This is a genomic window from Kitasatospora sp. NPDC042419 (assembly GCF_056437345.1).
In genome coordinates this window covers 216,926-236,417 of record NZ_JBWKAW010000014.1, presented here as the reverse complement: position 1 = coordinate 236,417, position 19,492 = coordinate 216,926, and the positions used below count along the sequence as shown (strand labels likewise).

Here is a 19,492-nt window from a genome sequence, read left to right as displayed (position 1 = left end):
GCCGTCGACGCCGCCCGGCTGATGTCCGAGGCCACCGACCCGGCCGACACCCGGACCGCGACCGACCTGCTCGCCGCGGACAAGGGTCGCGGTGGGGCGGAGCCGGAGTCCCGTTCCGAATTCCTGCCGTCGACAGCCACTCCCGCCGGCGGCGCCGGTGCGGCCGGCAGGCGGGCGGATGTCGCCCGCAGCCGGGCCGCCTCGTGGCCGGTGACCGCGTAGCGACGGGACGGGCGGCGCCCGCTACGGCCGCAGGGCCGGGTGCGTCATTCGCGTGACCACTCGGCCTCGGCCTGGGGCCGGCCGACGGCATCGGCCCCGTCCCAGAGGCGGATCCTGATCGCCCGGGGGCCGGGAGCGGGCCGGGAGAGCGTGCGCACGAACACGTCCCGCAGGTGGTTGGCCGCCCGCTGGGGCGGCCCGTCGTACTCCAGGGGGTCCGCGGTGGAGCCGCCGTCGTGACGGGACCAGCGGCCGTCGTCGTCCTGCGTCTCCAGAACCCATCGGTAGTGCCGCGTCCTGGCCTCCCGTGCCGACGTTCCCGCCCCCGGACACGACGGTATGGGCGGGGCGGACCAGCCGCGACCGGTGGACTCCGCTCGGCTACCGCCCCGAGCAGCCGGGCAACCGCCGCCGAGGGCCTGCGGTGCACCCGGAACGGAACGCCGTCAGTACTCGGCGCCACTTCGCAGGTAGCTGCCCACGACCTGGAGCCACGCCCCGGGGCCGAAGCAGACCTCGATCCGGTACGGCGTGTCCTCGAAGACCCGCAGGACGCGCAGCGCACCGCTCGGATGCAGGTCGTACTCGAAGGTGACGCCGTCCGCACCGTCCTCGTACTGCATGTCCAACGGCCCCTTCGACGGCTCCTCCGGCGCCCGGGCGTCGGCCGAGAGTTTCACGTAGACGGACATCTCTCCGTCCCGCCTTTCCTGTCTGCCCGCGTCGTCACCGACCGGGTAGCGGTCGATGTGCACCGCCCAGCCGTCGACGCCAGCCGGGCCGGCACGTCGTCCCAGGCTTCCGCGTCCAGCTCAACGCTCGCCCCCAACGCTCGCCGCCGCCCCGGTATCCCCACGGTACTCCGCCCGCGCCGGGCCGATCCGGCCCCTGAGGAGAGCCGCGGCAGGGGTGCCGGTATCTCAGCGCCACTCGATCAGGAACAGGGTGGCGTCGTCGCTCGTGCGCCCGCCCCGCTTCTCCTTCAGGACGTGGGAGAGCGCGCGCACCACGGCCCGCACCCCGGTATGCGAACGCTCGACACGGTTGACCCAGTCGATGAGCTGTTCCTCCCCGAACTGCTCCCCGCCGGCCTCGCGCTCCTCGACCAGGCCATCGGTGAAGCACAGGACCCGGTCACCGTGCCGCAGCACCCGCTCACTGATCACCGGCTCTTCACCGCCGAACCCGACGGGCAGAGTCGTGGCGCTCTCCAGCCGCTCGACGACGACATGGTCGCGGATCAGCAGCGGCTGAGGATGACCGGCGTTGACCCACTGCAGCTGGCCGGTCCCGGTGTCCAGGCGCATCATCTGCGCGGTGACGAAGTGGTCCGGCCCGAACTGCGCGGCGATGGCCCGGTCCATGAACGCGTAGACCTCGGCCAGCCCGATGTCGGCACGCCGGGCGTGCCGGTACGCGCCGATGGCCACGGTCGCCATGGTCGCGGCGTCCAGCCCGTGACCCATCGCGTCGATCGTGGCCACGTGCAGGAGGCCGTCGTTGAGTGCGTAGTCGAAACTGTCACCGGCCACCTGGTAGGCGGGTTCGAGGATGCCGGCCACGGCGACCCGGGGAACGGACATCGACAGCGGCGGCAGCAGCGACCACTGGATCTCGGCGGCCACGCTCATCGGTTCGAGGCGCCGGGCCTGGAAGATCCGGTCGGTGTAGCCGCTCTTGGTGACCAGCAGATCGGCGACCAGGGCGGCGAGGCGCCGGAGCAGGCGCCGGTCGTCCTCGTCGAGGGCATCCAGCGTAAGGGCCAGGACCCCCACCTCGTCGCCGCCGTCCAGCAGCGGCAGGTACACCCGTACCCCGCCGGCCTCGCACTCCTCGACGGGAACACCGCACAGGAAGGCCGCACCCGCCGGGGAACCGTCGATCGGCAACGGCTCCCCCGCTGCCAACCCCCGCCCCGGCAGCGGCACCAGCATCAGCTGGCCGTAGTCCTGCAGCAGGAGCAGCGGATCACGGCCGCCGAACCCGCGCACCACGTCGGCGACCAGCGGCGCGATCAGCTGGGGCGGCAGCTCATGGGCCCGATCGAGCAGCGCGCCCAGCAGACGTTCGCCGCGCCCCTCCGACCGGTCCGGCCCCACTGCGCCGGACGGCCGCTCACCGCTCATCCTCGCTCACCGCCGTCCTACTCCCGTCGCGGGCACTCGGCACCGGCTCGATCGGCCCCGACACCCCGGTGCAGGTGCAGTTCGCCCGGGGCAGGTCCTTCCATTACGCCCGACGACTGGGCATTGCGCCCCCGGTCGCCCGCAGGCACGACCGCCGGGCCGGGCGGAGCACAGCTCCCACCGTGGTTGCGGTTCTGGTGGCATTCACCTCCCGCTACTCGCCTCTGCCGGCCATGGCGGCACGAAGGCCCCGGCCGCCCAGCGGTCGGGGCCTTCGGCGTGTTCGGGGAGCCGGGGGCGGGGCGCGATGGGTTCCGTCAGACGGGGTGCCTGCGGATTCGGCGGAAGGCGAGGGCGGCCAGGACGGCCGTGAGGGCGGCGAAGAGTGCGGTCTCCAGGTACTGGAAGGTCCAGTAGCGGTCGGCCGGCTGTTCGGCGATCTCGACGTGGACGTTGCCCTTGGCGAGGCAGGTGGGCAGTTCGGAGAGCGAGCTGTGGTCCATGCAGTCCTGGAACCAGGTGGTGTGGCCGACCTCCTTGCCGGAGGAGTCGAGGATGGCGCTGGTCTCGACGACCCAGGGGCCGCCGGGGATACGCAGGCCGCCGATGTCGCCGTACGTGCCGATCTTGGTGAGGCGGCCGATCAGTTCGGCGGTGAGGGGGACCGAGGTGCGGGTCGGTGCCTGGTAGTGGGGGCGGATCAGGGCGGGGACGGCGATCTGGAGGGCGGCGAAGACCACGAGGGTGGCGGCCATGGCCGGGACGGCGCGGCGCAGGAACAGGCCCAGGGTGGCGCCCAGGACGAAGGAGAACGCGGCGTAGGCGAGCGGGGTGAGGTTGCGGGCGGCGAAGAGCGCCGGCTCGAAGCGGTTGTCGAGGACGGTGGTGACCGGGCCGGCCGCCCAGGTCAGCAGCAGGCTGTAGAGGCCTGCGGTCGCCACGCTCAGCAGGCCGACCAGTCCGAGTTTGACGGCGAGCCAGCGGCCGCGGGTCACGCTCTGGTTCCACGCCAGGCGGTGGGTGCCGGCTTCCAGTTCCCGGGCGATCAGCGGGGCGCCCCAGAAGACGCCGATGGCGCCGGGGACGGCGAGCAGCAGGTAGCCGAGAAGGTCGGTCTGGAGGCTGTAGCGGTCGGCGAAGGCTCCGAGCGGTCCCGTGCACGCCTCGCGGGTGGGGCAGTGGGCCAGGGTGTCGTCGTACGCGCCGTGGATCTGCCCGCCGAGCACGACCAGGTGGGCGGCCAGGAGCACGAGTGCCCCGAGGCCGACGAGTGCCTGGGCGCGGAACTGGCGCCAGGTCATCCAGATCATCGGTGAACCTCTGCAACGGTCGATGGGGTTACACCCGGCCGAAGGCTGGGGGCGGGTCGGGCGTCGGACTGTTCCGCCCGGCCGAGGTAGGCGAGGACCAGCTCCTCCAGGCCGACCTCGGCGACGGCCCAGGGGCCACCGGCCGGTAGTGGGCGGTCGGCGCGCACGACGGCGGTGCTCTCCTGTTCGGTCCGGCCGGCGCGGTCGGTGCGGTCGGTGCGGTCGGTGCGGTCGGTGCGGTCGGTGCGGTCGGTGCGCAGGATGGTCTCGACACCGGCGGGCAGGGCCGCGAGGTCCGCCGGACGGGCGGTCACCCGGACGTGGCCGGCGAGCAGGTCCGCGACGTCACCGGCCAGTTGGACGCGCGAGCCGGCCAGCACGATCAGGTGGTCGCACACCCGCGCCACGTCCGGGAGGGCGTGGGAGGAGAGGACGGCGGCGGCGCCGAGTTCGGTGACGGACTCCATCAGGTGGTCCAGGAAGGCGTGTCGGGCCAGCGGGTCCAGGGCGGCGGCGGGCTCGTCGAAGATCAGCAGCTCGGGCCGTTTGGCCGCGGCGACGGTCAGGGCGAGTTGGGCACGCTGGCCGCCGGAGAGCCGGCCGGCCTTCTGCCGTGGGTCGAGGTCGATCCGGGCGAGTCGGCGACGGGCGAGGTCCGCGTCCCAGCCGGGGTTGAGCCGGGCGCCCATCCGCAGGTGGTCGGCGACGGACAGGTCGGCGTAGACCGGGGTGTCCTGGGCGACGAAGCCGACCTTCGCCAGGTGGGACGGCCCGGCGGCGGGGGTGTCGCCCAGCACGCGGATCGTGCCCGAGCTGGGCGTGATCAGTCCGCAGGCCAGTTGCAGCAGCGTCGACTTGCCGGCGCCGTTCGGGCCGACCAGCCCGATCACCCGGCCGGGCGGGACGTTCAGGTCGACGTCGGTGAGCGCGTGGTGGCGGCCGTACCGCTTGCCCAGCTTCACGGCTTCGAGGACTGGCGTCATGTCCGCTCCCCCCGGGTCAGCCGCGCCGGGCGGGCTTGGCGCGCCGCGACCGGACGAGGCGGTACACGCCGTAGCCGACCGCGATCAGGACGGCCAGATTGAGCGCCCACCAGGCGTAGAGCAGCGGGCTTCGCTCGGTCTTCTCGGCTTGGGCCGCCACCGTTGCGGCGAGCAGGGTGGGTGCGGAGATGAGATCAACCATGGGGCCCAGCCTGCGGGGGCCCCGGCGCCCGCCGCAGCGGCCGAAGGGACGGTCTGCCGACCGCCGAGTCGTACTTTCGGCCGGTTCGAGGCCGACGGGGTATCGCCTAGCGTGACGTGGGTGAGTTCAACGAAGCGCCCGACGGCGCTGGTCAACGCGGCACTGGGGCTGCTGTTCGCCCTGGCCCTGGTCGTCATGGCCGCCCAGTACGCGGCTCAGGGCCGAGTCTGGGCCTTCGACGCGGCAGTCGGCTCCGTCGTGTGCTCGCTCGCGATCGGCCGCGGGCGGCACCGGGGCCGGGCGGCAGTCTTCGGGCTTCTGGTGGCGGGCGTGGCAGCGGTCGTCGCCCGGTTCGCCCACCTGCCGGGAGAGCCCGGAGCCGCCGCGGTGCTGGGGCTGCTCGTCCTCGGCGGCTCCGCCGTCCGGGCGCTCGCCTGGCGGCAGGCGGCCGCCGTCGCGGTGGCCGGGTTGGCCCTGATGACGGCAGGCCTGCTGACCGCCGAGGCGCCGGGCACCCCGTTCCGGGTGGGGATCGAGGTCTGGATCCTCGCGCTCGGCGCCGGGCTCGGCCTGCGCTTCCTGGACCACCGCCGCCGCGCGACCGCCGAGGCGGTTCGCCAGGAGGAACGTCTTGCCCTGGCAAGGGAGTTGCACGATGTGGTCGCCCACCACATCACCGGCATGGTCGTCCAGACGCAGGCCGCTCGGATCGTGGCAAGGCGTCGGCCCGAGAACCTGGACACCACCCTCGCCGGTGTCGAGGAAGCCGGCGGCGAAGCGCTCGCCGCGATGCGCCGCGTGGTCGGCCTGCTGCGCGACACCGACGATGTCGCCAGCACCGCCCCCACCGCACCCGGTCCGGAGCAACTGGCCGAACTCGTAGCGCGGTTCGACGGGCACGGCCCCGAGGTGAGCATGCGGTTGCCCGCCGAACCCGCACCCTGGCCGCCCGAGGTGGCCACCACCGTCCACCGCATCGTCCAGGAGGCTCTGACCAACGTGGCCCGTCACGCCGCACACGCTCGCACCGCCGTCGTCGACATCGTCCAAGGTCCGGCCACCGTGAGTGTCACGGTCACCGACGACGCCCCGCCCGGCCGCCCTCCGCGCAAGCACCACGGCGGCTACGGCCTCATCGGCATGCGGGAGCGGGTCGAGGCACTCGGCGGCCACCTGTCCGCCGGCCCTGCGCCGGACACCGGGTGGTCGGTCCACGCGGCCCTGCCCCTCTCCGGGAAGGCGCCGCGTTGAGCATCCGCGTCCTGCTCGCCGACGACCAGTCGATGATCCGCGGCGGCCTGCGGCTCATCCTGGAGGACCAGGACGACATCACCGTGGTCGGTGAGGCCGCCGACGGCGCCGAGGCGGTCGAACTCGCCCGCCGGCTGCGACCCGACGTGTGCCTGGTCGACATCCGCATGCCGGGACTCGACGGCATCGACGTCACCCGCGCCCTGGCCGGTCCCGGCGTCACCGACCCGCTGCGGGTTGTCGTCGTCACCACCTTCGACCTCGACGAGTACGTGCACGGCGCACTGCACGCCGGGGCGGTCGGCTTCGTCCTCAAGGGCGCCGCGCCCGCGCTGCTCGTCGAAGCCGTCCGTGCCGCACACGCCGGGGACGCCCTGATCTCCCCGTCCATCACCCTGCGACTGCTCCGCAACCTCGCCCCCACCCGGACGAGGCCCGTCGCCCGCCCCGCCCAGCCGCTCTCGGCCCGCGAGACGGAGGTGATCCTGGCCATCGCGCGAGGCCGCACCAACCAGGAGATCGCCGGCGCCCTCTTCATCACGCTGAGCACCGTCAAGAGCCACCTGGCGACCATCCAGAACAAGCTCGGCGTCCGCAACCGCGTCGAGATCGCCGCCTGGGCTTGGGAGAGCCGCCTCATGGACTCCGCCGGGGGAGGCTCCTGAGGCCATGCCGCGGTCTCGGTTCCGGTCTCGACCGCCACCGTCCGGCCGGATTCGACTGCCGGCCGGCGGCTCGCTCCGCCGCAGGTCGGAACGGGTGTGAACCCCGGCGGACGACGTTCGGGAGAATTGGTAGGCGTGCTGGGGGGCGACCCCTCGCGAGTTCGGATCTCGTGTCCGCCGCCGGCCGAAGGCCCGGACGGCAGCACGCGGCCCGGGCCTTCGGCGTCGTACGGCATCACTAGGGTGACCTCATGATGTCGACGTTCACCGATGCCTTCCTACGCACCGCCGAGCACCATGCCGCCTGGGGAGCCGAGCAACTGGAGGCACTCGACGGGGTACTGCCGGCCGGCCCGTGGACGGCCGACCTGGACGAGTGCGTCTACCGGTCCGCCGGCCGCACCGTGCGGGTCGGGCTTCTCGGTACGTACGACGAGTCCGAGCGGTCATGGCTCTGGGCGTGGGCCAACCCCGGCCTGCAGGGCAGCGCGGTGGTCGCGGCCAGCGAGCGGATCGCCGAGTTCGGACGCCGCAACGGTGTCCCCGAACTGCAGGACTCGGGAGTGGACCTGGCCGGCTTCGCCGATCCGCGCCGGGCCGCCGAAGCGCTCGCCTTCGTCGGCATGGGCGTGCTGGGCGCGGCGGGCTACATCGGCCAGTCGGCCGGGCCCGACACCCGGGTCTACTTCGCCCCCGACGACCCGCAGATCCCCCATGCGGAACTGAATCCGGTCACCATGCCTCGCTTCCTGCTGACCGGCTCCGGGCTGTTCGGGCACTCCCCGTACGAGGTGGTGACCGGCTACTTCGCCCACCACGGCATAGCCGCCGACCTGGACGCCGATCGGATCGGCGTCCGTCTGCCTGACGGCAGCACAGCCGAGGTGACCTTCGACGCACTCGGCCGGATCGCAGCGATCAACGGCAACGTGAACGGCAACTGACCAGCAGCCCGGACCGCAACACGCGGTCCGGGCCTTCGGTGTTCCGTGGTTGCGGTCGGCCGGCTGCGGCCTCCGCGGTGGATCCTGGCCTCTCGAAGGGGTGGGGTCACCGCTTGTGCAGCGACTCCGCGATGGCGACGGCGGACGGGGCGAGCGCGGTCTCGCCGTCGTCGATGTCCCACAGCGAGTTCTGCAGCAGCCGGCCCAGCGTCCAGCCGGTCGCGCGTGCCCGGTCCAGGCCGAGGACTTCGGTGAGCAGGTCGAAGCGGCGTCGCACCACGCGCAGCGGGTCGCCCCCGGCCACGACGTCGTCCCACCGGCTGTCCAGGGCGGGCCACAGGTCGAAGCCGGGATCGCCGGCGAGCGGCTCGGGATCGATGGCGAGCCACGGCTCACGCTGCGCGGCGAGAACGTTGTCGTAGTGCAGGTCCCAGTGCAGCAGCCGGTCTCCCGGGTCGGCGAGCAGCTCGGCCACCGCCGACGCCCAGCCGCGCAGGAGTCGCCGGTCGGCCGGGTCTGCCAGAGCCGCGACCGCCTGCGGGACCTGCTCCAGCATCTCGGTCGCGATGTCACCGAGGCTGCGCAGTCCCTGCGGCGCGGGGACGGAGACCAGCCGGGCCTGGAGTTCGGCGAGGATGCCCATCGCCACGTCGTCGTCCTCGATCGAGGTCAGCGTGCGGGCCCCGTCCAGCCGCTCCAGGAGCATGCTGCTGCTCACGGGGTCGTGGTCGAGCAGCCGCACCGTCCCCTCGCCGTTCCAGGCGCGGAGTCCGACCAGTGCGGCGGTGGTCTCCTCCCTGGGCATCTGGAGCTTGAGGACGGCGCGCGTTCCGTCGTGGCGCAGCACCGGCAGCACCAGCGAGGCTTCGCCGGCTCCGACCGTGCCGTCCCGCTTCAACTCCCAGCGTTCCAGTGCCTCCCCGACGAGAGCCGGCAGTCCGGCGATCCACGCCCGCCCTTCCTCGCCGAAGCCCCTGGCGTACGACACGGCCAGGCGCTGCGGGACCTCGACCTCTTCCAACTCGGTCAAATCTGGCTTCCTTCAACGGGGTTCGGGTTCCCGTCGCAACCTATCGAATCTCGTGGCCGGGGAACGACGAAGGCGGGCCGGACCGTGTGGCACGGTCCGGGCCCGCCTTCGTCGCCCCCCCGGCCACGCATCAGCGAGGCGAGGCGAGGCGGAGCGAGGTGGGGCGGCCGGTCAGCGGAAGTCCGCCGGGTGATCCGCGGCCCACTGCGCGTACGGGCGTGCCGGGTGGCCGGTCAGCCTCTCGACGGTGTCGTTCACCGGCGCCGGCTTGCCGACCGTGGCCGCCATCAAGTCCAGCAGGGCGCCCACGAAGTCGGCGTCCATGAACTGGCTGAGCTGCTGCCGCACGGCCTGCTCGGGCACCTCCTCGAAGCGCAGCTCACGGCCCAGGGCCCGGCCGAGCACCTCGACCTGCTCGGTCTGGGTGAGTGACTGAGGCCCCGTCAGCTCGTATGCCCGGCCGAAGTGTTCGGCGCTGCCGAGCACGGCGGCGGCTGCCTCGGCGACGTCGTGCTCGTGCACCACCGAGGCGGCGGCCGCGGCGTGCGGCCCGCGGACGACATCGCCGCCCTGCAACTGCATCGCCCACGCAAGCGAGTTGATCGCCGGGAAGTACAGCCGCAGGAACGTCCAGTCGACGCCCGTCGCCCTGATCTCCTGCTCCACCTGCGCGTGGTAGGCGGCGATCACATCGGGCTGCGGGTCCGCGCCGTCGACGACGGCACCCGAGGACAGGAACACGATCTGCCGCACCCCTGCCTGCCGCGCCCGGTCCAGCAGCGGCCGTGCGTCCATGCCGTAGGGCAGCACCAGGAACAGTTCGGTGACGCCGTCCAGCGCGGGCCCGAGCGTCGCCGGCAGGGCCAGGTCACCGCGCACCACCTCCACGCCCTCGGGCAGTCCGGCCCGCTCAGGGGTGCGGGACAGGGCTCGGACCTGCCGTCCGGCGCCCGCCAGCGCCTCCACCGTCTGCCGCCCGAAGTGCGCGGTCGCGCCGATCACAAGAATCATGACGGATCCCTCCGAATAACCGTTCCGGTCTCTGCCTTCCTGACAGACAGTAGGGGCCTTCTAGGACAGTTTCCGTCCTAGGAAGAGCGGACGGGCCATGTTCCGTTTCGGGCCGACCGGGTCAGACCTGGGTCTGACGGCGGGGAGCAGACCGTGCTCCGACGCGGCGGGGGCCTTCCGGGCGGCATCGTTCGGGGCATGACGACGACACAGGACGCACCCTCACCGCAGACCACCCCGGCGAAGGGCCGGTTGCTGCCGGTCGACTGGTCCGGCGACGCGCCCTTCCCCGGCCGGTGGGCCGGCGGGGTCTCGCTGCTGGCGGGCCCGCTGCTGCTGGGGACCGGAGTGGTGCTGCGGCTGCCCTTCCACTTCTTCTTCCCCGAGCAACTCGCCGCCCGCACCGAGCACCCCGGACTGATGGCGGCCTCCTACGGCGCCTTCGCCGCGGGGACCGTCCTGCTGTGGCCGGCCGTGGCCGCGCTCGCGGCCCGGATCGGCCGCAGCCGCCCCGGGCTCGCCCTGTGGGGCGGGATCCTCGCCGTCCTCGGGCTCTTCGCCCGGACCTTCCACGCCGGTGTGGACCACCTCGCCTTCCAGCTGACCGACCGGCAGGGTGCGCAGTTCGCCACCCGGCTCGTCGGCGACACGTACGGTGCCTTCCACGTGTTCAGCGCCCTCAACCTCGCGATCATGGGCGGCTGGCTGCTCCTCGCCGTGGGGGCCTGGCGGGCACGGGTGCTCGGCCCGGTCCGTGCCGTCGCGCTCGCAGCGGCCGCCGCGCTGCCGCTCGGCGTGCTGAAGGGCACCACCCCGCTGTCGGTCGTGGCCGTCGCCGGGCTCTGCCTCGCCCTCGTCCCGCTGGGGGTCACCGTGCTGCGCGACGGCCCGGTGCCGCGCCGCGCCACCATCCTGCGCTGGACCGCCGCCGTCACCACCACCGCGGTTCTCATGGCGCTGATCGGACAGGCAGGTTGACGATGTACGGTCGGGCCATGCGTCTCCCCCGGCGGCCACCCGGCAGCCACCTCCTCGCGCTCGACCTCGCGTGCGCGCTCCTGATCACCGTCGTGTACGCCGGTTTCGCCCGGATGTCCGGCAGCGGCACCCAACCCGCCTTCACCGGGCCGGCGTGGGCGGGCGCGCTGGTGGCCGCGGCGGTCGGACTGCCGGTCGCGTTCCGCCGGCGGTGGCCGATACCGGCGGCGACGGCGGCCCTCGCCGGAGCCGTCGCCGCGACCCTCCTGGACATCACGCACGAGCCGTACCTCGCGGTCGGCCTCGCCCTGTACCCGGTCGCCCTCGCCGAACCGCCGCGCCGCTCCGTGCCCGTGCTCGCCACCGCACTCGCCGCCTCGGCGGCCGCCGTCCTCACCGGGGAGGCCGTGGTGACCCCGGCCGAGACGTGGAGCGGGGCGGCCGGGGTCGCCGCCATCGTCTGGTTCGTCGTGGGCGGCGGCTGGGTGGCGGGCTTCGCGGTTCGTTCGCGCCGGGCCGGGGAAGCGGAGGTTGCGGCCCGCCGCACCGAGCGCGCCATCGTCGACGAACGGCTGCGGATCGCCCGCGAGTTGCACGACATCGTGTCGCACAGCCTCAGCCTGATCGCCGTGAAGGCGGGCGTCACCGGTCACGTCGCCCGGCACCGCCCCGAAGAGGCTCTGGAGGCGCTGCGCGTCATCGAACAGACCAGCCGGGCCGCCATGACCGAGATGCGCCGCACCCTCGGTGTGCTGCGCGCGGACACCGCCGACGTCCCGCTGGGCCCGGCTCCCGGGATCGAGGACCTCCCGCGTCTGGCGGAGCAGGCCCGACGGGCGGGCGCGACGGTCGACCTGACGGTCCGGGTCCCGGACGGTGGCCTGCCCGCCGGGATCGCGCTGGCCGTCCACCGGATCGTCCAGGAGTCCCTCACCAACGTCGTGAAGCACGCGGCTCCCGCCCGCTGCCGGGTGGCGGTCGAGGCGGATGCCGGCGAGGTGAGGATCGACGTCACGGACGACGGCGGCCGGGACGGCGGACGTGGTCCCCACGGGGGGCACGGCCTCCACCGCGGGGAAGGCCTCCACGGCGGCCACGGCCTGGTCGGCATGCGGGAGCGGGTGATGATGTACGGCGGGACGTTCGGCGCCGGCCCGCGCCCCGAGGGGGGCTTCGCGGTCTCCGCCCGTCTGCCGCAGGACGCCACGAGGAGGACCGAATGACCGACGCGACCCGTGTGCTCGTCGTCGACGACCAGGTGTTGCTGCGGGGCTCCTTCCGGATCCTCGTCGAGAACGAGCCCGGTCTCACCGCTGTCGGGGAGGCGGGCGACGGGGCCGAAGCCGTCGAACTGGCCCGGCTGCACCGACCGGACGTGGTTCTGATGGACGTCCGGATGCCCGTCATGGACGGCATCGAGGCGACGCGGCGGATCTCCGGCTCCCCGGAGACCGCCGGGGTGCGGGTGCTGATCCTCACCACGTTCGACCTCGACGAGTACGTCTACGCGGCCCTGCGGGCGGGCGCGGCGGGCTTCCTCCTCAAGGACTCACCGCCCACGGAGGTCCTGGCCGCGATCCGGGTCGTCGCCGCCGGCGACTCCCTGCTGGCCCCGTCGGTCACCCGCCGTCTGATCGAGCAGTACACCCGCCGCCCCGGTCCCGACCTGGGTCCCGGCCCGGGTCCCGGACGCGGCCCGGCCGCGCTGGCGGGGGTGACGGAGCGGGAGCACGAGGTCCTGGAGCTGATCGCGAGGGGCCTGTCGAACCACGAGATCACGGCGCGCCTGCACCTGAGCATGGGCACGGTGAAGACCCACATCGGCCGCCTCCTCGCCAAACTGGCCGCCCGCGACCGCGCCCAGCTGGTGATCGCGGCGTACGAGTCGGGAGTCGTGTCGGCCTCCGACGGCGGCCTGGTGCCCTGAGCCCGGGCCCCGTCGGCAGGGTGCGGCGAGGGCGCCTGCCCCCGACCCCGGACCGTCAGGGCGCGGACTCAGAGCACGGACTCAGAGCACGGACTCAGGGCGCGGCGACGACCGGTCAGCCCGGTCCGTCCCCCGCCCACGCGCGGAGCTTCTCCGGGTTGCGCACCGCCCAGATGCGGGTGACGCGGCCGCCGGCGAGGCCGAACGCCGCCACGGTCACGGTGACGCCGGCGTGCTGGGCGACCAGGCCCGGCCGGCCGTTGACCGTCCGCTCCAGGAGCCTCAGCCCGGGGGCCTTGGCGGCGATGTGGATCAGGTACTCGGCGATGCGCTCGCCGCCCTCCACCGGGCGGAGGGCCGCGCCGACCAGGCCGCCGCCGTCGGCGATCATCGTGGCGTCGGGGTCGAGGAGGCCGACGAGGGCCTCGATGTCCCTGGCCTCCCACGCCTCCTTGAAGTGCCGCACCAGAACGGCCTGCCCGGCCTGCCCCACCGCTCCTGCCTGGCCCACCGCTCCCGCCTGCCCCACCTGCCCCGCCCGCCCCGCGTACGCTCCCCGCGGAGCCACCGGAACCTGCGCGGCGCGGACCCGCCGGCGGGCCGAGGACGCGAGCTGCCGGCAGGCCGCCGGCGTCCGGCCGACGATCCCGGAGATCTCGGCGAAGGGGTACCGGAAGACGTCGTGCAGGATGAACGCCACGCGTTCGGCCGGCGTCATCGTCTCCAGCACCACCAGGAAGGCCATGTTCACCGACTCGTCGAGGGTGACCCGGTCGGCCGGATCGGACGCCTCGGCCGTGCCGCCGCCCGCCGAACCGACGATCCACTCCGCACGGTCGGGCAGCGGCTCGGGTATCCACTCGCCGACGTAGCGCTCGCGCCGGACCCGCGCCGAGCCGAGCTGGTCCAGGCAGATGCGGCCGGCCACCGTGGTCAGCCAGGCGCCGGGCGACTCGACGGCCAGCTGCCGCTGCCGCGACATCGCGTACCAGCGGGCGTAGGTCTCCTGCACGGCGTCCTCGGCCTCGGCCAGCGAACCGAGCAGCCGGTAGGCGAGATTGATCAGGTGTCGCCGCTCGCCGGCGAGGACCTCGCCCGGGACCGGCTCGGACCGGTCGTACCCCGGCCCGGATGGGGTGCTCATGGCCGCGACCGCTCCCTGGTTCCTCGGTTGTTCCCGTCCGCTCCGCCGACCCGCCTCACATTTCGCGGGCCCGCGTCGTCGGACTACCGAGACAGTACCGATCACCGCCGCGAGGCAGAAGAGGGGACCGCACCATGGCCGTGCAGACGACGGAACACCGCAGCTTCACGTTCGTGCAGGTCGCGACAGCCCTGCAGACCCTGGCCGTCTTCTTCCAGGCCGCCACCGCCGGCCTGCTGCTCACCTCGCCCCAGGGCGAGACGCTGCACAGCGTGGGAGCACGCGTGATGTACGGCGCGTCGATGCTGTACGTGCTCGCCGCGGTCCTCGCGTGGCGGCCGGGCGGCGGACCGGCCCGGCCGATCCTGTACGCGTCCGGCTTCCTCGTCCTGGCGTCGGCGCAGGTGGTGCTGGGTGTCGCGCACGTTCCGTCGGTCCATGTCCCCCTGGGCGTCCTGATGTTCGGCCTGAGCATGCTGGTGCTGGCCCAGAGCCTGTCCGCCCGCACGTCGGGGCGCTCCGGCATCCGGCCGTAGCGGCCGCGCCGGGCGGGCGCCGCCCGCGCGAAGGCCCCGCCCGCGATCGGCGGACGCGATCGGCGGACGGGGCCGGCGGACGGGGCCGGCGGCCGCCGCGGTCAGTCCCCGGCGGGACCGGTGCGGAGCTGGTCGGCCGCGTCCTGGTAGGCGTCGGCGGCGCGGGCGAAGTAGTCGAAGAGGACGTCGAGCTGCTCCGGCGAGTACCCGGCGAGGATCTCGCCGACCCGCCGGCGGGCCGGGTCCATGACCCGGTCGAGGTCGGCGGGCCCGCCGACCGGCTCGACGATCACCTTGCGCCGGTCGCCGGGATCGGCCGTCCTGCGCACGTAGCCCGCCTGCTCCAGCCGGTCGACGAGGCGGGTGGTCGGGCCGGTGGTCAGTCCCGTACGGGTGGCCAGCTCACCGGGGGTCATCGGCCCGGACAGCTGGAGGATGTTCAGCGCGTACAGGTCGGTGGCACCGAGCTCGCACGCCTTGGCGCTCGCGTGGCCGTGGAGCAGCACGGCGCTCAGGTACCGGCGGTAGACCTCGCTCGCGTCGGACCGCATGGCGGGCGTTGACACGGGCTCCCCCTCTCCGTGGCCCGTTCCCGGCGGGGGAAGGGCGGTGTTCGTCCAGTGGCTGCGGGACGGCGGCCCGGCCGGAGGTCCCGGCGCGGCCGCCAGGTCCCAGTCCTACACGGCGGGCGGCCGGTCGCGGAAACGGCCGAAGGCCCCGGCCGTGCCCGGAGGGGGCGGCCGGGGCCTTCGGACCGTACGGAAGGAAGGCTGTACGGGGGACCGTACGGGGACGGGCCGGGGTCAGGAACGGGCCTCGGCCTGCTGCTGGAGGAGGCCCGAGATGAGCGCCTCGTCGTTGATGAGCTGGACGACCCCCTCGATGTCCGCCGCGGAGGCGCCGTTGACGGCCAGGTAGTAGGTGTGGAGGCGGCCGTGGCCCGCGTCGAGGTAGCCGCCCAGGGTCTGGGCGCCGACGGCGAGGCGGTTGTTGACGGCGTCGAAGCCGGCGACGGTGCCCGGCTTGGACCACACCTTGCCCTTCCCGGGGCAGGTGGGACAGCCCTCGCAGACGGAGGCGAGGCTGCCGTCGACGCCGAGGATCGGGAGGGCCTCGCGGAAGCGGGTCGCCTCGGGGGTGCCCTGCCAGTAGTGGAGGATCTGGTTCTCGACGCGCGGGGTGACCCGGTCGACGGGGTTGCCGCCGCGCCCGTCGAGGAGCTGTACCTGGGTGGGGTCGATGCCGGCCTGCCGGAGGAAGGCGTTGAGAACGGGGAAGCCGTCCTCGCACTGGTGGCTGCCGGCCGCCACGGCCATCAGGCAGATGCTCAGGTTGGCGCCGAGGTTGTGGCTGACCTTCAGGATCAGCCGGGTGTACTCGGCGAAGACCGGGGAGACGTAGGCGGCGACGCGCTGGGTGCCGTCGTAGGAGTCCGGCAGCGTGCCGACCGGGTTCGGGCCGGTCGGCGGGGCGGTGACGGTGACGCCCGCCCGGGCGAGGGCCTCGATCAGGGCGGTGCGGCCGAAGGCGGCCGGGTCCTGGACGGGCGAGATCCGGAGTGTCGGGGGCGCGTCGGCGGCGATCGTCCCGGACAGCGTGATGTGGGTGCCGTCCGGCGAGGCGGACACGGCGAGCTCGGTCGGACCGCCCGCGGCGACCGTCTGCACCGTCGACTCCACCTGGTACGGCGCGACCTGCGGGCGCCAGCTGAGCTGGGCGGTCTGACCGGGGGTGGTCGGGGTGGTGAGCAGGTCGATGACGTTGTCGTTGATGATCAGCGGGGTGGGGCTCGGGTCCAGCTCGGGAAACGAGGTGAAGAGGCGGGAGTCGACGGCGACGTCCCCGTGGACCTCGGTGATGCCCGCCTGCCGCACCTGCCCGGCGATCTCGTCGAGCCCGGCGAGCGGGTTCTCGGGGGTGAGGGTCGCCCCGGGGACGTCGTTCGCGTAGGTGTGGTCAATCGGGGTGAAGGAGACGGAACCGTCGGGAGCCGTCCGGCCGCCCATCGTGAGGTCGCCCTGGGCGATCACCACGAGGGATCCGTCCAGGACCTCCCCGTCCCGGCTGCCGACCGCCTGGACGGGCGTGGTGAAGCGGTGGTCGCCGCCGAGGGTGTACCAGGCGCCGGACACACTGACCAGCTTGGCCGTCGACCCGGGGATGAAGAACTGGTCCGGGTAGATCGAGTGGATGACCTCGCCGGTCGTGTCGTCGATCTCCAACAGGCCCCACTGGGCGTGCTGGTAGGCCGGTTTGGCCATGATCGCCCGGATCTCGGGGCTGAGGGAGCGGTAGGGGTCGTCCTCGGTTGCGGCGGAGGCGGGGGCGGCTGTGCCGAGCGTCGCTGCGGCGAGGAGGACGGAGAGGGCGCCGGCCCGGATGCGTCTCTGTCTGACGGTCGAACTCATGGATCCACCTGTCCCGGGCCGTGCTTCGGCGCCGATCTGACGGTTGCGCAGGTCCCGGGCAGGGATACCTCACCGGCGTCCGTGATCGAACCTTCCGGGGCGCAGTTCACTCGCTCGACCGTCAGCCGGACCGGGGCGGGCATGGTGAGGCGGCCCGGGTGGGCGGACGGGCGGACGGGCGCAGCCGTCGGTCGGCCGAGCCGGGCGAACGGGGACCCGGGGGACCGGGTGACGGCCGCGAGATGGTCGGCGTCCTGCCCGGCTGGGCCGGTCACCCGGGCAGGGCGGCGACGCCCCCCGTCACACCTCGTCGGACGGGGCGCCCGGGCCGGGCCGGTCGTGGTGGAACGCCTGCACCGCCGCGTAGCCGGGGACGGCGGCGCCGGGGCTCGGGGCGGGGGCGCCGGCCCGGATCGCGGTGGCGCCGGCCACGGCGGCGGCCAGCGCGGTGCGGTAGAGGAGGGAGCCGAGGCTGACCCGGGAGACACCGAGGTCGGCGAGGTGCGGGACGGTCGGACCGGCCGGGCTGTAGAGGATGTTCAGCGGGACGTCGAGGGCGGCGCAGAGTTCCTCGATGACGGCCGGATCGGCGAGGCCGGGGACGAACACCCCGTCCGCACCGGCCTCCTGGTAGGCGGCGAGCCTGCGGTCGGTCTCCGGTCCCGGATCCGGCACGGCGAGCCAGTGGGTGTCGGTGCGGGCGTTGACGAAGAGGCCGGGGGCGGCGGCCTTCACCGCGGCGATCTTGGCGGCGTGCAGGGCGATGGGGGCGAGCGTGTCGTCCGCGCGGCCGTCCTCCAGGTTGATGCCGACGACTCCGGCTTCGGCCAACTCGACTGCGAGGGCTGCTACTTCCTCGGGGTCGTCGCTGAAGCCGTTCTCCACGTCGACGGAGAGCAGGTAGCGGCCGGTACGGCCGAGGCGGCGCGCCAGCCGGAGGGTCTCCCTGCGGGTGGCGGCGGCGCCGTCGGGCAGTCCGGCGGCCGCGGCGACGCCCAGGCTGGTGGTGCCGACGGCGGGGAACCCCTGCTCGGCGAGGAGGGCGGCGGAGGCGTGGTCCCAGGCGTTGGGGAGCAGCAGGGGCTCGCCCCGCCGGCGGTGGAGCGCGGCGAACGGGGTGGGCGCTGAGGCGCTCATCGGGTGGTCCTCTCGTACGGGCGGAGGTCGCCGACGGAGTCCGCGTAGTACGCGGACTCGGCGGCGTGGAAGGCGAGTCGGCGGAACGACCAGCCGGTTCCCGGGGAGTGGTCGAGCTGGTCGGGGGTGAGCGCGGCGAACCGGGCGGCCCAGATCCGGGCCAGCCGGGTGAGCCGGCTGCGGGCCTCGTCGAGGTCGGCGGCGGTGAACGGCGCGAGGTCGGCCGGGGTGGTGACGGCGGAGGCGTGCCAGTGGTCGGGCCGGGTCGGCTCGCCGGCCAGTCTCGCCTCCAACTCGGCCAGGTGGTCGAGGAGGTGGTCGGTGACCCGGCGGATCGCCTTGTGCGGGGTCCAGGTACGGCCGTCGGCGGTGACCGGGTGTCCGTCCCAGCCGGTCCAGGTCTCGGCGAGCGCGAGGACGTGGTCGACCATAGCGGGGACGAGTCCTGCGGGGTCGCGGTCGTCGGTGCGCGGGAGCTCGCCGGCGGAGGCCGAGGTGGAGGTGGGTGCGGAGGCGGAGGCGGGTGCGGGCCCGGCCGGGTCCGAGGCGCCGTGCAGGATGCCGGAGGCGATGGCCAGCGCGTGCGTGCGGCCGGGGCAGAGCCGGGGCGGGGCGCCGAAGGTCAGCGGCGGCAGTCCGGGGCGGCCCGCCTGGGCGGCGGCGACGTCGAGCACCACCTGCGCCCCGGCGGGGACCGGTACGCCGCCCACCTCGGTGTCCCGGGTGGCGTGGCGGCGCATCGCCCGGACGGGCGGGTCGTGGCGCAGCGCCGCGTCGATCGGGTCGACGGCGCTCCCGACGGCGCGGCGGGCGTGGTCGACCAGGGCGGCGGTGGCGTCGCAGGCCTGGACGAGCAGGCCGATCCGGTTGGCGGCCCGCTCCCCGTCGCCCGGCGTACCGGTCGCCGGCACATCGTCCCCGAGCACCTCACCACCGGCGGCACCGCCACCGACGGCCCCGTCCCCGACGGCCCCAGCCCCGGCGGCCCCACCACCGGCGGCCCCGTCCCCGGACCGCATCCGGGGCAGCAGCCAGGCCACCGCCGCGTCGGCCTCCGGGTCGTCCGGCTCCTCGACGAAGTACGCCCGCGCCACCACGGTGACCGCCCGTGCGACCGCCTCCGGCTCGTCCAGCCCCAGCGCCTGTGCGAGGACGCGGACCGCCCGCAGCCGGGTGTCCGGCTCGAAGCCGGCGGCGGCCGCCACCCGCAGCGCGTCCGGGTCGAGCCGGGCGAGGTCCGCCTCGACGCCCGCCCGGCGTACGGCGTGCCGCTCGCCCGCGCTGAACCGGGCCACCGTCGCGCGCAGCCAGGCCATGCCGCCGACCGCTCCGGGGGCTGCCGGTACCGGCACCAGGGCGGGGTCGGCGAGCGCGGCCGTGACGTCCTCGTACCGGTCGAACCGGACCGCGGCCGGGGTGGGCGATACGACCGGCGCGGCCGGTACCGCCTCGGCGGGGGCCCGGCCGGCGGCGACAGGCGGAGCAGCGGCAGGCGGGGGGCCGACGGGCTGAGGGCCGGCCGGCCGGCGGCCGACGGCGGGCGGTGGGGCGGCGGCACGAACGACCGGGGTACGCATGGCCCTCACGCTAGGGACGGAACGCTTCGGTGCCCGCCGAA

At 74.4% G+C, this 19,492-nt stretch carries 20 protein-coding genes; 8 read left to right on the top strand and 12 right to left on the bottom strand.

Going from position 1 to position 19,492, the window contains the following annotated elements; translation table 11 throughout:
* Positions 1–222, top strand: a 222-nt coding sequence (locus AC067J_RS25525) for a hypothetical protein (protein ID WP_478302844.1), incomplete at its 5' end; no start/stop codon positions are given.
* Between the two features lie 446 nt (positions 223–668).
* On the opposite strand, the gene AC067J_RS25520 is transcribed toward AC067J_RS25525, so the two are convergent.
* From AC067J_RS25520 to AC067J_RS25500, 5 genes are all read right to left on the bottom strand, one after another.
* A complete protein-coding gene (locus AC067J_RS25520; RefSeq protein ID WP_400664596.1) occupies positions 669–914 on the bottom strand; it encodes a hypothetical protein in 246 nt (81 codons plus the stop codon).
* Positions 915–1,142: 228 nt separating this feature from the next.
* Positions 1,143–2,348 carry a PP2C family protein-serine/threonine phosphatase gene (locus AC067J_RS25515; RefSeq protein ID WP_478302842.1) on the bottom strand — a complete coding sequence of 402 codons (1,206 nt, stop codon included), beginning with the start codon at positions 2,346–2,348 and terminating at the stop codon, positions 1,143–1,145.
* Positions 2,349–2,665: 317 nt separating this feature from the next.
* Positions 2,666–3,658 (bottom strand): hypothetical protein, encoded by a 993-nt coding sequence (locus AC067J_RS25510; protein WP_478302841.1) that lies wholly within the window; start codon positions 3,656–3,658, stop codon positions 2,666–2,668.
* On the bottom strand, positions 3,655–4,641 hold the full coding sequence (locus AC067J_RS25505) for an ABC transporter ATP-binding protein (RefSeq protein WP_478302839.1): 987 nt from the start codon (positions 4,639–4,641) through the stop codon (positions 3,655–3,657). The genes AC067J_RS25510 and AC067J_RS25505 overlap by 4 nt, the downstream gene beginning before the upstream one ends.
* 16 nt (positions 4,642–4,657) lie before the next feature.
* Positions 4,658–4,843 (bottom strand): hypothetical protein, encoded by a 186-nt coding sequence (locus AC067J_RS25500; protein WP_478302837.1) that lies wholly within the window; start codon positions 4,841–4,843, stop codon positions 4,658–4,660.
* A 120-nt stretch (positions 4,844–4,963) separates the two neighbouring features.
* Between AC067J_RS25500 and AC067J_RS25495 the strand changes: the two genes are divergently transcribed.
* The 3 genes from AC067J_RS25495 (at position 4,964) to AC067J_RS25485 (ending at position 7,703) form a co-directional block, all read left to right on the top strand.
* The gene (locus AC067J_RS25495; RefSeq protein ID WP_478302835.1) at positions 4,964–6,094 is read left to right on the top strand and encodes a sensor histidine kinase; all 1,131 of its coding nucleotides are present in this window, start codon (positions 4,964–4,966) and stop codon (positions 6,092–6,094) included.
* Entirely contained in the window at positions 6,091–6,759 is a 669-nt protein-coding gene (locus tag AC067J_RS25490) for a response regulator (RefSeq protein WP_478302833.1), read from the top strand. The genes AC067J_RS25495 and AC067J_RS25490 overlap by 4 nt, the downstream gene beginning before the upstream one ends.
* Positions 6,760–7,010: 251 nt before the next feature.
* Complete coding sequence (locus AC067J_RS25485) at positions 7,011–7,703, top strand: DUF6882 domain-containing protein (RefSeq protein ID WP_478302831.1); 693 nt, start codon at positions 7,011–7,013, stop codon at positions 7,701–7,703.
* Between the two features lie 106 nt (positions 7,704–7,809).
* Here AC067J_RS25485 and AC067J_RS25480 read toward each other — a convergent pair whose 3' ends face one another.
* Together AC067J_RS25480 and AC067J_RS25475 are read right to left on the bottom strand one after the other, a co-directional pair.
* Positions 7,810–8,733: an APH(6)-I family aminoglycoside O-phosphotransferase gene (locus AC067J_RS25480; RefSeq protein ID WP_478302829.1), complete on the bottom strand. Its 924-nt coding sequence runs from the start codon at positions 8,731–8,733 to the stop codon at positions 7,810–7,812.
* 171 nt (positions 8,734–8,904) lie between these two features.
* Complete coding sequence (locus AC067J_RS25475; RefSeq protein ID WP_478302827.1) at positions 8,905–9,744, bottom strand: NmrA family NAD(P)-binding protein; 840 nt, start codon at positions 9,742–9,744, stop codon at positions 8,905–8,907.
* A 198-nt stretch (positions 9,745–9,942) separates the two neighbouring features.
* Here AC067J_RS25475 and AC067J_RS25470 point away from each other — a divergent pair, with 198 nt between their 5' ends.
* The 3 genes from AC067J_RS25470 to AC067J_RS25460 are packed head-to-tail and all read left to right on the top strand — an operon-like array spanning position 9,943 to position 12,649.
* Positions 9,943–10,722, top strand: coding sequence for a hypothetical protein (locus tag AC067J_RS25470; protein ID WP_478302825.1), 780 nt, complete (start codon positions 9,943–9,945; stop codon positions 10,720–10,722).
* A gap of 17 nt (positions 10,723–10,739) precedes the next feature.
* Entirely contained in the window at positions 10,740–11,945 is a 1,206-nt protein-coding gene (locus AC067J_RS25465; protein ID WP_478302823.1) for a sensor histidine kinase, read from the top strand.
* Positions 11,942–12,649, top strand: a complete 708-nt coding sequence (locus AC067J_RS25460) for a response regulator (protein WP_478302821.1) — start codon at positions 11,942–11,944, stop codon at positions 12,647–12,649. Before AC067J_RS25465 ends, AC067J_RS25460 begins: the two co-directional genes overlap by 4 nt.
* 115 nt (positions 12,650–12,764) lie before the next feature.
* On the opposite strand, the gene AC067J_RS25455 is transcribed toward AC067J_RS25460, so the two are convergent.
* A complete protein-coding gene (locus tag AC067J_RS25455) occupies positions 12,765–13,793 on the bottom strand; it encodes a sigma-70 family RNA polymerase sigma factor (protein WP_478302819.1) in 1,029 nt (342 codons plus the stop codon).
* Between the two features lie 134 nt (positions 13,794–13,927).
* Here AC067J_RS25455 and AC067J_RS25450 point away from each other — a divergent pair, with 134 nt between their 5' ends.
* The gene (locus tag AC067J_RS25450) at positions 13,928–14,329 is read left to right on the top strand and encodes a hypothetical protein (RefSeq protein ID WP_478302817.1); all 402 of its coding nucleotides are present in this window, start codon (positions 13,928–13,930) and stop codon (positions 14,327–14,329) included.
* A 101-nt stretch (positions 14,330–14,430) separates the two neighbouring features.
* Here the strand turns inward: AC067J_RS25450 and AC067J_RS25445 are convergent, their stop codons facing one another.
* The 4 genes from AC067J_RS25445 to AC067J_RS25430 form a co-directional block, all read right to left on the bottom strand.
* A complete protein-coding gene (locus AC067J_RS25445; RefSeq protein ID WP_478302815.1) occupies positions 14,431–14,895 on the bottom strand; it encodes a MarR family winged helix-turn-helix transcriptional regulator in 465 nt (154 codons plus the stop codon).
* 237 nt (positions 14,896–15,132) lie between these two features.
* Positions 15,133–16,737 carry a D-alanyl-D-alanine carboxypeptidase/D-alanyl-D-alanine endopeptidase gene (gene dacB, locus AC067J_RS25440; RefSeq protein WP_478302813.1) on the bottom strand — a complete coding sequence of 535 codons (1,605 nt, stop codon included), beginning with the start codon at positions 16,735–16,737 and terminating at the stop codon, positions 15,133–15,135.
* A 300-nt stretch (positions 16,738–17,037) separates the two neighbouring features.
* Positions 17,038–17,874, bottom strand: a complete 837-nt coding sequence (locus tag AC067J_RS25435; protein WP_478302811.1) for an isocitrate lyase/PEP mutase family protein — start codon at positions 17,872–17,874, stop codon at positions 17,038–17,040.
* Complete coding sequence (locus AC067J_RS25430; RefSeq protein ID WP_478302809.1) at positions 17,871–19,451, bottom strand: cytochrome P450 family protein; 1,581 nt, start codon at positions 19,449–19,451, stop codon at positions 17,871–17,873. The genes AC067J_RS25435 and AC067J_RS25430 overlap by 4 nt, the downstream gene beginning before the upstream one ends.
* Between the last annotated feature and the right edge of the window lie 41 nt (positions 19,452–19,492).

What these genes read in the sequence shown, in the direction of transcription:
- AC067J_RS25465 (WP_478302823.1), top strand. Translation starts at nt 10,740, where the DNA reads ATGCGTCTCCCCCGGCGGCCACCCGGCAGCCACCTCCTCGCGCTCGAC.
- AC067J_RS25455 (WP_478302819.1), bottom strand. Translation starts at nt 13,793, where the DNA reads ATGAGCACCCCATCCGGGCCGGGGTACGACCGGTCCGAGCCGGTCCCG.
- AC067J_RS25460 (WP_478302821.1), top strand. Translation starts at nt 11,942, where the DNA reads ATGACCGACGCGACCCGTGTGCTCGTCGTCGACGACCAGGTGTTGCTG.
- dacB (WP_478302813.1), bottom strand. Translation starts at nt 16,737, where the DNA reads ATGAGTTCGACCGTCAGACAGAGACGCATCCGGGCCGGCGCCCTCTCC.
- AC067J_RS25435 (WP_478302811.1), bottom strand. Translation starts at nt 17,874, where the DNA reads ATGAGCGCCTCAGCGCCCACCCCGTTCGCCGCGCTCCACCGCCGGCGG.
- AC067J_RS25510 (WP_478302841.1), bottom strand. Translation starts at nt 3,658, where the DNA reads ATGATCTGGATGACCTGGCGCCAGTTCCGCGCCCAGGCACTCGTCGGC.
- AC067J_RS25500 (WP_478302837.1), bottom strand. Translation starts at nt 4,843, where the DNA reads ATGGTTGATCTCATCTCCGCACCCACCCTGCTCGCCGCAACGGTGGCG.
- AC067J_RS25520 (WP_400664596.1), bottom strand. Translation starts at nt 914, where the DNA reads ATGTCCGTCTACGTGAAACTCTCGGCCGACGCCCGGGCGCCGGAGGAG.
- AC067J_RS25505 (WP_478302839.1), bottom strand. Translation starts at nt 4,641, where the DNA reads ATGACGCCAGTCCTCGAAGCCGTGAAGCTGGGCAAGCGGTACGGCCGC.
- AC067J_RS25470 (WP_478302825.1), top strand. Translation starts at nt 9,943, where the DNA reads ATGACGACGACACAGGACGCACCCTCACCGCAGACCACCCCGGCGAAG.
- AC067J_RS25515 (WP_478302842.1), bottom strand. Translation starts at nt 2,348, where the DNA reads ATGAGCGGTGAGCGGCCGTCCGGCGCAGTGGGGCCGGACCGGTCGGAG.
- AC067J_RS25475 (WP_478302827.1), bottom strand. Translation starts at nt 9,744, where the DNA reads ATGATTCTTGTGATCGGCGCGACCGCGCACTTCGGGCGGCAGACGGTG.
- AC067J_RS25485 (WP_478302831.1), top strand. Translation starts at nt 7,011, where the DNA reads ATGATGTCGACGTTCACCGATGCCTTCCTACGCACCGCCGAGCACCAT.
- AC067J_RS25430 (WP_478302809.1), bottom strand. Translation starts at nt 19,451, where the DNA reads ATGCGTACCCCGGTCGTTCGTGCCGCCGCCCCACCGCCCGCCGTCGGC.
- AC067J_RS25450 (WP_478302817.1), top strand. Translation starts at nt 13,928, where the DNA reads ATGGCCGTGCAGACGACGGAACACCGCAGCTTCACGTTCGTGCAGGTC.